Source organism: Winogradskyella flava (genome assembly GCF_014243395.1).
Taxonomy (GTDB): domain Bacteria; phylum Bacteroidota; class Bacteroidia; order Flavobacteriales; family Flavobacteriaceae; genus Winogradskyella; species Winogradskyella flava.
This window is the reverse complement of record NZ_JACLCP010000001.1, coordinates 903,065-915,055: the sequence shown is the minus strand read 5'-3', so window position 1 is coordinate 915,055 and position 11,991 is coordinate 903,065. Positions and strand designations below refer to the sequence as shown.

General features: G+C 33.6%; 11 protein-coding genes. 4 read left to right on the top strand and 7 right to left on the bottom strand.

Features of this window, described 5'->3' with window-relative positions; translation table 11 throughout:
- Positions 1–46 precede the first annotated feature (46 nt).
- A complete protein-coding gene (locus H7F21_RS04060; protein WP_185787939.1) occupies positions 47–490 on the top strand; it encodes a YybH family protein in 444 nt (147 codons plus the stop codon).
- An 83-nt stretch (positions 491–573) separates the two neighbouring features.
- Here H7F21_RS04060 and H7F21_RS04055 read toward each other — a convergent pair whose 3' ends face one another.
- The 6 genes from H7F21_RS04055 to H7F21_RS04030 all read right to left on the bottom strand — a co-directional run bounded on the left by H7F21_RS04055 (position 574) and on the right by H7F21_RS04030 (position 4,788).
- Positions 574–864, bottom strand: coding sequence for an STAS domain-containing protein (locus H7F21_RS04055; protein ID WP_185787938.1), 291 nt, complete (start codon positions 862–864; stop codon positions 574–576).
- Positions 865–1,086: 222 nt separating this feature from the next.
- The gene (locus H7F21_RS04050; RefSeq protein ID WP_185787937.1) at positions 1,087–1,350 is read right to left on the bottom strand and encodes a DUF1272 domain-containing protein; all 264 of its coding nucleotides are present in this window, start codon (positions 1,348–1,350) and stop codon (positions 1,087–1,089) included.
- A gap of 97 nt (positions 1,351–1,447) precedes the next feature.
- A complete protein-coding gene (locus tag H7F21_RS04045) occupies positions 1,448–2,023 on the bottom strand; it encodes a PhnA domain-containing protein (protein WP_185788551.1) in 576 nt (191 codons plus the stop codon).
- A gap of 56 nt (positions 2,024–2,079) precedes the next feature.
- Positions 2,080–3,081 (bottom strand): type I phosphomannose isomerase catalytic subunit, encoded by a 1,002-nt coding sequence (locus H7F21_RS04040; RefSeq protein ID WP_185787936.1) that lies wholly within the window; start codon positions 3,079–3,081, stop codon positions 2,080–2,082.
- Between the two features lie 10 nt (positions 3,082–3,091).
- Positions 3,092–3,583 (bottom strand): glycosyltransferase, encoded by a 492-nt coding sequence (locus H7F21_RS04035; protein WP_185787935.1) that lies wholly within the window; start codon positions 3,581–3,583, stop codon positions 3,092–3,094.
- A 17-nt stretch (positions 3,584–3,600) separates the two neighbouring features.
- Positions 3,601–4,788 carry a response regulator gene (locus H7F21_RS04030; RefSeq protein WP_185787934.1) on the bottom strand — a complete coding sequence of 396 codons (1,188 nt, stop codon included), beginning with the start codon at positions 4,786–4,788 and terminating at the stop codon, positions 3,601–3,603.
- Between the two features lie 178 nt (positions 4,789–4,966).
- On the opposite strand from H7F21_RS04030, the gene H7F21_RS04025 reads away from it, so the two are divergent.
- Genes H7F21_RS04025 through H7F21_RS04015 form a run of 3 tightly spaced genes read left to right on the top strand, consistent with a single transcriptional unit; the run spans position 4,967 to position 10,778 of the window.
- On the top strand, positions 4,967–8,056 hold the full coding sequence (locus H7F21_RS04025) for a hypothetical protein (protein ID WP_185787933.1): 3,090 nt from the start codon (positions 4,967–4,969) through the stop codon (positions 8,054–8,056).
- Positions 8,056–9,267, top strand: coding sequence for a hypothetical protein (locus tag H7F21_RS04020; protein WP_185787932.1), 1,212 nt, complete (start codon positions 8,056–8,058; stop codon positions 9,265–9,267). Before H7F21_RS04025 ends, H7F21_RS04020 begins: the two co-directional genes overlap by 1 nt.
- Positions 9,264–10,778 carry a glycoside hydrolase family 2 TIM barrel-domain containing protein gene (locus tag H7F21_RS04015; RefSeq protein ID WP_185787931.1) on the top strand — a complete coding sequence of 505 codons (1,515 nt, stop codon included), beginning with the start codon at positions 9,264–9,266 and terminating at the stop codon, positions 10,776–10,778. Before H7F21_RS04020 ends, H7F21_RS04015 begins: the two co-directional genes overlap by 4 nt.
- Here H7F21_RS04015 and H7F21_RS04010 read toward each other — a convergent pair.
- A complete protein-coding gene (locus tag H7F21_RS04010; RefSeq protein ID WP_185787930.1) occupies positions 10,768–11,991 on the bottom strand; it encodes a glycosyltransferase in 1,224 nt (407 codons plus the stop codon). The two genes, H7F21_RS04015 and H7F21_RS04010, sit on opposite strands and share 11 nt — an antisense overlap.

Below are 11,991 nucleotides of genomic sequence, written 5' to 3'. Positions count from 1 at the left end.
TCAAAATGAGAAATCATTACTTTTAGGAAACTAAAATCTAATCGTGATGAAATACACATATCTATTTCTGTTTGTTATTCTAGTGAGCTGTGGCTCTATGCCTAAAACATATCAGAATACTTTTGAAGCGGATAAAGCCCACATAATAAAAGTCATGAAAGCGCAAGAGATCGCATGGAACAATCATGATCTCGAAGGTTTTATGCAAGGCTATTGGAAAAGTGATTCGCTTAAATTCTACGGAAGCAATGGTTTAACTCTAGGCTGGGACAATACATTAGCAAACTATAAACGAGGTTACCCAACAAAGGCAGAAAGTGGTTCGCTAAACTTTGTAATTAATGATGTTTCAAAAATTGAAAAAGGTAACTATTGGGTTATGGGTGAATATCATCTAAAACGCGAGATTGGGGATGCCGATGGTGTATTTATTATAATATTTAAAAAGATAAATGGTACTTGGAAAATTATTGCAGATATGTCATGCTAGAGCATAGAAAAAGTGTTTCCGAGAGTATTGATCTGTCACGAAAAATACTAGTCAGAAACACTTTATGATATATAAACCTGCTTTTAGGCAGCAACTATATTACTCTCTTCGGATTTAAAGTGCTCATAAAGTTCCTTACAACCTAAGCCTATTATAGATAATCGCTTTGATTTTGTAATAGATTCGTTGTGTAATTTGGCCAAGGCCATGACTCCGGATCTATCAATACTTTCCACACTTTCGATATCAAGTAGGATATTGTCGAGCTTATCGAAAATATTCGCAAAATGTGCATTGAACGTCTTGATGTTCAATTTGTTTAAGTTCCCTTTAATCTGAAATCGATTATTGTAGCTGGTAATTTGTAAGTCCATAATACATAGTGTTAATTCATTAATAAAAATCTAGGGCTATTAATCTGTAAATTTGGTGCTAATAATCAGAGGGATGACTACAATATCCGACTTTATCATGCGGTGTTTTGTATAAAATCGACAAATGGTAAAATTGACTAGATAATTTGGAAAAGCTTGTTTATTTTTTCGACAAACAACACATTTTAAGCACAATAGAAGTAAGAAAGTATAACAAGAATGCTATTTAGATTGAAGCTTCTTAAAATGTGCTTCAAAATCAACTGGTTTATGAACAACCTTTGTTGAAACAGGATATTTTTCTAGGAGGTGAGATGGCCTAATTGGTCGCTTTACGAAATCACCACCACAATTCGGGCAGACTTCTTTTAAAAGCGCAACACAATCTTTACAGTAGGTGCATTCAAATGTGCAAATCATTGCTTCCTTAGAATCGTAGGGTAATGATGTATTACAATTTTCGCAAGTTGGTCTTATCTCTAACATTTAAATTCTATGATTACATTTAAAAACTTCTCTATAGTTCCACTGAGCTTGTCGAAGTGTAATTCCTCATTCTTCGGAATAACTCGAAGCGACAAACTTAAGTTTTCTTAACGTATTGAGTAATAATAACGATTTGCTGACCATCGACTTTACCTTCAATATAGGACTCATTATCGCGATCTAATCTTATATTTCTAACAGCTGTACCTTGCTTGGCTACCATGCTAGATCCTTTTACTTTAAGATCTTTGATTAGCACTACGGAATCACCCGTTTCTAAAATGACACCATTGACATCGCGATGTACGGTTGTATTTTCATCATCTTCACCATCGCCAGACGCCTTTGCTAAATCCAGAATTTCATCTTCTAGATACATCATACCCAATAAATCTTGAGGCCAATCTGCTTTAATACGATTCAGCATTCGCCATGCCATAATCTTTACAGCATCATGTTCACTCCACATACTATCATTAAGACACCTCCAATGATTTACGTCTATTTTATCGCTATCATCCATCTGCTCAATACAAGTACTACATGCATATAAAGCTGAATTTAAATGATTCTCTTTAATATCTGGAACTCGATAAGTATTGAGATGCTCTGCATTACCGCATAGCTCACATCTATTATCACTTCGGTGCTCTATTTCTTTAATCAACGACATCATAAGTTATTGCAACAAATATAATGATAGGCTTTCTTATTTCATTAGATATTACGCTACGAAGCTAATTTCTTTGATTCCGCATCCTTAGGTTCAATAAAAACCTCCAACATTTTTGCTCCTTGAGAATTAAAGATAACGTCTTTACTATTTGCTGGAATTAGAATTGTTTCGCCTTTGAAAATAAACTCTGTATTATTATTTACAGTAATCTCAGCGACGCCTTCTACACACATAAAAACAACAAAGGAATCAACCTTACTGTAGTCCCTTTTGTGAAGACCTTTTAATTTAAAAATACTAGTGGTAAAAAACTCACAGTCTACGAGATTGATGGGTTTATCTTTTTTTATTTTATAATTACTTTTACCATTTGTACTAAATTTTTTGGTGGCCTTTTTTGCCATATCTGTATGTAGTTCTCTTTGCTCTCCCTTATCGTCTTTCCTGTCCCAATCATATACACGGTACGTGATATCACTTGTTTGTTGAATCTCAGCGACTAGAATACCCGCACCTATAGCATGTACTTTTCCTGCTGGTATAAAATAACAATCACCTTGCTTCACTTTTTCCACATTGAAAATTGAATTTACATTTGACGCATTAATATTATCTAGAACTTCAGTGCTAATTTTATTATTCTTTAAACCCAAAACTATTTCGGCATCTTTTTCATTTTCCATAATGTACCACATTTCTGTTTTTCCATATGAATTATGATGCTCTTTTGCCATTGTATCATCTGGATGCACCTGTACCGATAAATTAGTCTTTGCATCCAAAAATTTTATTAATAATGGGAAGTTCTCACCAAATGCTGAAATATTTCCCTCACCAAGGAAATCACCCTTAAATAATTTAATTAAATCATTCAATGACTTTCCTTTATATAACCCATTTGAAACTATAGAAATATTGTCTTGAACACCAGATATTTCCCAACTTTCGCCAATATGCTTTGAGTCTGAATTTTTATTCATGAATTGCGACAATTTTTCTCCTCCCCAAATTTTTTCTTTTAATATTGGTTTGAATTTTATTGGATAAGCTCTCATAATTATAGTTTTATAGTATTGATTGTTGCATGTTGCTGCTTTTGTCTAAATCATCATATTTAAAATAATCCAGAACTGAAAACACACTTTTAAATAGTGTTGACTTGGTGCGCTGTTCACTTTTATTTTTTTTATCGAAAGCAATTATTTCATCTTTTTTTTCGCATAGTGACGCCACAATCTTATTGAGATTATAATTATGCTCGATTAAAACACTAGTATCGATAAAACCAAGATGATTTAAATTAAAATCGTTGAACATAAATCTTGCTCCAGCGCGCTTTGCAGCTTCCTTAGATACTTTCTTTTTTATTTGAACTATGGATACTCTATTTGCACTTATATCTTTGATTTCTAATAGTTTTTCCAGAGTTTCATCTTTGCTTTCATTGTCTACAAAGCATATTTTAATGTGGTCTGCCGCATCAATATGCTTGACAAATTCCTTGGGATTTATATCTATTTCGTTGTTGTGAAATATGATGATTACGCCTATGTTCATTTTAAATCATTTTATTTTTAAATAATTTCAAGTTCGTTCTTAATTTTATAAAATGGTTGGTCTTTTTTACCTCTGTATACCAAAGCTATTTGTGCTAATTGCATGACGATTTTCACAGAGTCTTTTATAGATAGCTTAGATCCATCTGCATGTATCCATCGTTTAAGCGGTTGTTCGCAAAGCATAGATTTAGCTGTTTCTATCCCAAAATGTATTGTAATGCGTTTAAAAATCTCTACATCAAAAATCCATTGGGTTACAAACTTTTTTCTAAAAGCAATATCGATGACATCCTTATGAAAGATTTTAGCTCCACATTGTGTGTCTTTAAAATCCATTGAAAGAATTTTCCTGATTATGAAGTTGATCGTCAGACTAATTATTTTTCTGGCTGATTCTTTGGTAATATTAGCTCCCATTCTAGAAATTCGAGAACCACTTACAATCTTAAAACTTGAGTTTTCTATAGTCTTAACTAAATCATCAAAATCAGTGAGATCTGTTGATAAATCGGCATCTAAGAAGCCTATATAGTCTAAATCTTCTTTCTCTGCCATATGCAGCATTCCCAGTCTTACTGCTTCAGCTTTGCCTCCGTTTTTTTCACAATCATAAACCGTAATAAAATCTTCTCTACCTTGTCTAAGCTTATGTAGAACTTCTAGTGTCTTGTCTTTACTCCCATCATTGACAAAACACAAATGATAGCCAGAATTTTTATCTATAAAACTCAAAAACTCATCACTTAACAAACGTTCTTCCTCGTTGTAACAAGGGATAACAACACCAACACAACGTTGTTGTATTATAATACCAGAACTTGTGTTTATAACATTCTTTAGTTCAGGTGCTCCTATTAATCGCTTTACCCTTGCACATATTTCATTTAAGCTTAAAGGCTTTTTCATATAGTCATTTACACCGAGGTCAAAAGCATTGGTGATTACCTCATCATTTGTATTGCCTGAAAGCATCATTATTGGTGTTTCAGAGGATTTAGCAACACGTATATGATTTATAACATCTAAACCTGATACCACTGGCATATTAACATCCACAATAACTAGATCTGGATTAAAAGAATCAAATAGCTGTAATCCTTGTTGGGCATCTGTTTCAATTCTAACATCATATCCCAAATCTGTTAATCGTTTTTGTAATGGTAACAATACTAGCTGTTGGTCATCTATAGCTAAAACTTTCATAATAGTTTTTTTTGTTATTGATAGGTCAAAAGTACTTGAGAAGACGGGCTTAAAATTTTAATTTAGACAAGTGAAATGCTAAGTGTAGACGAATGGTAGATTGCTGTAGTCGATTAAAAATAGAACTGGGATACAATTTATATATCTTTACCCTGTTGATTCAATATCAATGTTTTAAATGAAGAACACCTCAAACAAATACCTAATTGTAGCCTTACTCATTGGTTTAGCCTTTCATGGAACTTCCATTTTTTTCACGTTAGAAACAACCTATGATGCACTTATTCATTTATTTTTCGCCGACCACTATGCACATAGTTGGTTTGAACCTTGGAACTATAAGTGGTATACAGGATTTACAGTAATGAGTTATCCCCCTTTAGTGCATCAATCTATTGCAGCTTTATCGCTCATCGGTGGACTTAAGTTTGGGATGTTTACAGTTGCGTTTATAGGTATTATCCTATTTATTACAGGTGTTTATAGGTTTTCATTGTTAATCACCTCAAATAGAACTGTCGCTGGTTATGCCTCTATTCTTGCGGTATTTTCTTCATCATTTGTTGAAACTCTGCACATCTTTGGACAATTACCAAGTATTATAGGTATCTCGGTTTTAATGCACGCATTGCCAGAAATCTATTTATGGCTTAAAACGGGTAAATGGCGTTATCTAATAACATCGCTTTCATTAATAGCCGTTACGGTAACATCACATCATGTAACACCTATTTTTGGGATGGTTTTCTTTATTTTCCCATTAATTGGTATGGTAATAATGGATCATTCAAAAGAACAAGTCCACGCTTTAAAGGACGTTACCTTTAGACTATTTTTCACTAGTTTTTTAGCATTATTTAGGCGCATTGTTGGATTTGGGAGTTTATCTTTAGTGATTATTATTGGATGTATTTTACCTTATTGGATCAACTCTAAAAACAATCCCATAACACAAGTTCCTATTCCACATGGGTCAAGAGACAATTTTTTCGAGATAACATCTTCTGGTCTTGTTTTCTTTTTAATTCCATGGGGCATTTTACTGATTTTACTTCCCTATATATTTTATAGATACTATAGCAAACGTTATCTGTTTTTTGGTCTATCAATAACTATACTTTTTATTCTTGGAACCGGAGGCACTACGCCTATTCCAAGATTAGTATTGGGTGAAACCGCCTTTAATATTTTAACTCTGGATCGTTTTACACTTTGGGCATCCATAATGTCCTTACCACTTTTTGGTGAGTTTAGTTACAGATTTGTTGAGGGTGATTTAAAACTATTAATTCAAGATAGGTTTGGTGCGGTGTATCACAGATTAGCTGGTGGATTATTGGCAGGTCTTTTTTTATTTATGACCATTTTCACCATGAGTTTGGGTTATTTTAAACCGTCTCAGCCTCAAAAAATAAAAATGTTACCAATTATTAATTTTCTTAATCAAGACCAACACGATCAATGGCGTTATATGACCTTAGGTTTTGGCGATCAAATGGCTTGGCTATCTGCCCAAACCAATGCCATGTCTGTAGATGGGAATTATCATTCTGCAAGGCGGTTACCAGAACTTACTACCAGGCCTATTGAGCGATTAGAAAATTCAAAATTCAAAGGTGTTGAAGGTATTGGCTCTCTACAGCAATTCTTAACGACTCCAGAGAAATACAACTTAAAGTATATTTTCTCTAACGATAAATTTTATGATCCAATCCTGTATTTTTGCGGTTGGCAACGCTTACGACAACTCGAAAATGGCATTATGGTTTGGGAAAAATTAAATGTCCCACCGTTGTCCTCAATTCTACCAAAAGAAGATGTTGGTACTTGGCAAAAATTACTTTGGGGTATTATACCTTTCCTGACCGTTTTAGTTGCCTTTTTTCTTAATTTACAAATGCTTTTCGTCCATGGTTTAAAGACAAAGCTCAAACCCTTACCTATTTACTTTTCATTTAAAAATAAGTACTCCAAATTTTCAAAAAACATATTAAGAATTACACATATTTGGTCCATAATATTGGTACTTATCATTGTATTTGGCTTATATCAATTCTATATTAAAAATGAGTCACACCACTCGCCCGAGAATGCCATTTTGGCGTATTACGATGCTCTAGACTTTAAAGAATTTGAAAAAGCACATCGCTTAATCAATCCTAAAAGTGATTTATCCATCTCGCAATATATGTTAGAGGTTTCCGTTACCGATGGTTTATTAAGTTCTTACGCCAAATTAGATGCTATCGACACAGAAATCTTAAGCCAAACCGACAGTTTAGCCAGTGTAAAAGTTAATACTTTCTGGATTACACCATTAGAAAAGATCAATAAAACCTATTACCGTTCATTAGTTAAAGTCGAAGACAAATGGTACTTACAACCAGAAGCTGTTAATGTAGACTTACCACCAGACCAACTTTATTCTGATAATAACACAAATTACTTCAATCAAGGACGACGACGAATTACGACAGAACAAACCCATCATGAAGATGTTTTAAAACAGCCTGTTTTAGAAATTCTAACAGCAAAACTCGTTAAATTTAATAATAGTTATGCCATTATTGGCGAAGTACAAAATATAGATAATGTCCCAGCCGATGTTGTTTTAAAAGGCACCTTGTATAATGATGACAATAAGGCTCTAGCAACTTATAGCGCTAAGTATCATATAAAGCACAAGTTGATGCCTAAAGAAGTAAGTTCTTTTAGAATTAATTTTGAAGGTATCGCTTGGTCAAAAATCAAGGATTCTATTCCAAAAACTTTTAATCCAGATGAATTTACACCAATTGAACTGGAAGAGCAACCTACCAAATTTAATCTTCAAGCTGCTGGAAATGTATCAGGATCAGATTTATTTAAAAATACATCGGTTTCCATTTCTGGAATTAATGAGGACCATATTACAGGGAGTCTATTTAATAGTGGGACAGACGAAGTTACCATTCCGCAATTATTAATATCGTATTTTGATGCTGATAAAAACTTAGTTTGGGTTGATCATTTATTTATTAAAGAAGGCATACGTCAACAGCGCAAACAAATATTTCAGTATGACATGTTAGACAATAGTAGTCTTAAAATCATCAACAAAGACATGGATAATTGTTTTGTAAATGGCTTACCTAATAAAAATATTTCAGATAAAATCGTCGCAGATCGCATTGTAAATCATAATAGCGAAGAATTACAATCTATAAATCATCCAAAATATAAATTCGTAAAACTAGAAGTCAATACCTATATTGGTAATCCAAATTAATGTCTTTTAAATATCTATACATAGTAATCATTACAATGACCATCATAATATCTGGTTTGAACATAAATCAAGATAAGGACCATAACAGCTATAGTTTAATTACAAATTTTAAGGAGCGAACAGCAGGCGATAATATTACTTTAGAGTTTGCCTTTCAAGGTAGTAGCGATGTTTTTTTGTATTGTTCTAATAGTTATGGTTCTATTATGTTGCGTCCAAAATTAGGAAAGACTCTTTTATTTGAGATTCCTAAAAGTATATCCAAGAAATCTGGAATTCTGAATTGGCAGTTACACTCAGATGCAAATCTAATGTCTGGACAGCTTTATATACGTCCCAAGTCTAAAATTGAAACTTTAGAAACCTATATAGGACCGCCAAGTATTGAGGCTGGAGGTACTGATTATACCATGCTCGTTATTGTACCAACTGATAATCTTGATAATCCCCTAGCAGATAGCACCAAAGTTATAATTAAACATCAATTTTTAGAGACTCATAAGCGCGATATCATATATACAGAGCATGGGTTTGGCTATAAAAATTTGTACGCCTATAAAGAGAATGGGCGAATGCTCATAAGCTCAGAGTGCTTAGGTCTCAATTCTAAAGAATACGACGTTAATGTGATGCCAGCTATACCGACAAATTTTAAAATTTTGGCAGATCGTATTCATAGTTATGCTGACGGTAATCAAATTACAACATTTAAAACTTCAATAATAAAAGACCGTTTTGATAATACCGTTAGTGATGGCACATTTGTTTCGTTTTATATAACTAATAAAACTGGCCATAAGTCAGTAACATCTGGTACAACTATTGATGGCATTGCTACAGCAAAAATGATACATCCAGACCAGGAGGAGCAATGGACCGTTAAAGCTTATATTGAAGGTATTGCCAATAGTGAACCAATAACTCTAAATTACGAACAAGCTGTTTTGGATTTAAATATATCCTTTTCTGAAAATAATAGATTAATTACCGTTGGACCACTTCAAAGCTTTATGAAACAACAGGTTCCTAACGGACTTAATATTCATTTAAAAATTTACAAAGATGATGCGTTAGTGCATCAATTAATAGAACAAAGTGTGGATGGGTTTGGGCACTTTAAATTATATGCAGACCGCTACCCAAAGGGTACATACACTGTAGAAATTAAAACTGCAGGACTCACTAAATCCTTTGCCGATATAAAACTATGAGTAACAACAGAAACATCTTAAGAAGCGTAATTCTTATGAGCTATGTTCTGATTATAGCCTTGGCTATCTATGGTATTTCGGCCGTTCTGTCCTACCTAAACACTGGTGCAGATCGCGGTAAAATGCTGCATACAGAAATAAAACAAGTAGACCAATATGTCCCAGAGTTTACTTGGACGTCTTTATCAAATAAAGGTAGACCTATAGATGCCCAAACGCTAGCTGCTATTGAAAAAGACTATTTAGATGCTTGGTATGTAAAACATGTGTCTTACTTAACAAATACTACTGCTGGTATAGATGATTATTATACCGAAAGTGCTCGGGAAAATATTTTTAATGTCATTTCGCTAAACGAACAACAAAAAACCAACATAGAAGGTACGACATTAAAACATCATCCAACACTCGAGTTTTTTAGTGAAGATGGTCAACTCGCTGTACTCACGGACCATGATGTTATTGAATATAAAAGGATATTTAATGCTGAAAAACTCGTAGCAGAAATCAATGAAAAATCGACTTACAAAGTTACGCTCCTATTGGAGGATGGGTTTTGGAGAATTAGACACTTAATTAGAGTTAAGAGCACACCTATTAAGACTTCAAAAAACACTAATCCAAAAGAATTTATAGGTTTCAAAGGTATTAACTATTATCCGCAAGCGTCGCCTTGGTCTATGTATGGCGACCAATTTGACACCAAAATTATCTCTAAGGATTTTCAAATCATTAAGAGTGCTGGATTAAATAGTATTCGCATTTTTGTGCCTTATGAGGACTTTGGAAGACATAATGTTTCTAAAGACAAATTAGAAAAGCTAGTTCAAGTCCTAGACCTTGCCGAAAATCACGAGCTTAAAGTACTCGTTACACTTTTTGATTTTTATGGAGATTATTCTGTTTTAAATTGGTCCTTAACACAACGTCATGCCAAAATCATAGTAAATACTTTAAAATCTCATAAAGCCTTGTTGGGTTGGGACTTGAAAAATGAACCGGATTTAGACTTTGAAAATAGAAGTAAAGATTTAGTAAGCGCATGGTTGGACAAAATGATAGCCTTTGTAAAGTCTCAAGATAGCATTCACCCTATAACCATAGGTTGGTCTAATGTAAAAAGTGCGCAGCTTTTAAATGAAACTTTAGACTTTATATCGTTTCACTATTATGAAGATTTAGAAGAGCTTACAGAACACTATAAGGTTTTAAAATCAAAGGTTAAAGATAAGCCCATTGCCATTACGGAGTATGGCATCTCGTCTTACAGTGGTTTTTGGAATCCCTTCGGAAACACTGAAGATGATCAAGCCGAATATCACAAAACTATTCAAAGTATTTTTTCAAAACAACAACTATCCTTTATGTCATGGACACTTTATGACTTTAACAAAATACCCAAGGAAGTTGTAGGTAAACTTCCTTGGCGTAAAAATGCACAAAAGCATTTTGGATTTATAGATATAAATGGGGCAAAAAAGGGTGCGTTTAAGTTTATCTCTAAAGAATAACTTCTTGGTTCGAATTGTTAGGGGTCATTACTTTTTTTCTATCTATAATTTCTTGAAAAGAGTCTAAGTACATATCGGCAATTTTGGACATTGGATGTGCCGTTGCAGCCTCATAATTAGCAATTGCAAGCTTCAATCTATAGGCATCATTAGTTACAATGGCTTTTATAGCATCTGCTAAACTTTCTGTACTTGTTGGGTCAAAGAACTCCCCTTTGTAACCTTCATCTTTGACCAATAAGGCCAAGTCTCCCAAATCTGGCATTACCACAGCCTTACCATAACTTCCTGCCTGATGTAATACCCCCGAGCTACCTGTAGTTGAGGTGTATGGAAATACGACCACTGCACTTTCGCTAAAAATTACTGGCACATCTTGTTCTTCGACATATCCCGTAAATCGTACTTGCGGTACATGTTTATATTTCTCTTTTACACTATCTAAATATCCTGGTACATTTGGGTTATCTGTTCCTGCGATTACAACTTCTAAATCTAAATCTGTCTGAGCTCTAACAATCTCAACAGCTTCAATCATGGCCTCAACCTTTTTGTAGGTGCCAAACTTCCCGAAAGTCATAATCTGAAATGGTCGATCTTCAGACAGCCCAAAATTTGGTTCTTCAGGAATCTCAAAAGTACCATGAGGTATAAGTCTAATGTTATTGGCAAAATATTTAAACTCTAGAATATTAACGTATTTCTGCATGGTTACCGCAACTGTATCTGCTTTAAGAATGAGCTTTGTTAATGCTGTTCCTATTAAACTGTAAATCTTCTTCATTACAATATTGTTAGTAAAACCAGCACTACCTAAATCGACTTCTTCTAAGATATTATGTAATAAAACGATATTTGGAATTTTCTTTAGTTTACATATCAATGGGAGCATAAGACCTAGAGCAGCAGCTACCTTTTTATCACCAAACTTCATAAACTGAAGATTGAATAATACAGCATCTGGTTTAGTTTGGCTAATAGCTTTAGTTACTGAAATTAAATTTTTATAACTATTAAAGGTCCAACATTCTTTCACTATAATCTTGCAGCCTGCTTCCTCAAACTGAAGCTCTTTTTTACCTTCTGTTGTATCGGTTAATAAGATTAATTCTGTAACCTCTCGTTTTTGTCTAAATTGTTTTACCAAATGGTAGGCATACTCATTCAAAGTAACTTTACTTGGAGGGTATGCTGTTACGATTGCTAGTTTCAT

Excerpts from the sequence above, each read along its gene's own strand:
- H7F21_RS04060 (WP_185787939.1), top strand. The coding sequence starts at position 47 with ATGAAATACACATATCTATTTCTGTTTGTTATTCTAGTGAGCTGTGGC.
- H7F21_RS04055 (WP_185787938.1), bottom strand. The coding sequence starts at position 864 with ATGGACTTACAAATTACCAGCTACAATAATCGATTTCAGATTAAAGGG.
- H7F21_RS04050 (WP_185787937.1), bottom strand. The coding sequence starts at position 1,350 with ATGTTAGAGATAAGACCAACTTGCGAAAATTGTAATACATCATTACCC.
- H7F21_RS04045 (WP_185788551.1), bottom strand. The coding sequence starts at position 2,023 with ATGTCGTTGATTAAAGAAATAGAGCACCGAAGTGATAATAGATGTGAG.
- H7F21_RS04040 (WP_185787936.1), bottom strand. The coding sequence starts at position 3,081 with ATGAGAGCTTATCCAATAAAATTCAAACCAATATTAAAAGAAAAAATT.
- H7F21_RS04035 (WP_185787935.1), bottom strand. The coding sequence starts at position 3,583 with ATGAACATAGGCGTAATCATCATATTTCACAACAACGAAATAGATATA.
- H7F21_RS04030 (WP_185787934.1), bottom strand. The coding sequence starts at position 4,788 with ATGAAAGTTTTAGCTATAGATGACCAACAGCTAGTATTGTTACCATTA.
- H7F21_RS04025 (WP_185787933.1), top strand. The coding sequence starts at position 4,967 with ATGAAGAACACCTCAAACAAATACCTAATTGTAGCCTTACTCATTGGT.
- H7F21_RS04020 (WP_185787932.1), top strand. The coding sequence starts at position 8,056 with ATGTCTTTTAAATATCTATACATAGTAATCATTACAATGACCATCATA.
- H7F21_RS04015 (WP_185787931.1), top strand. The coding sequence starts at position 9,264 with ATGAGTAACAACAGAAACATCTTAAGAAGCGTAATTCTTATGAGCTAT.
- H7F21_RS04010 (WP_185787930.1), bottom strand. The coding sequence starts at position 11,991 with ATGAAACTAGCAATCGTAACAGCATACCCTCCAAGTAAAGTTACTTTG.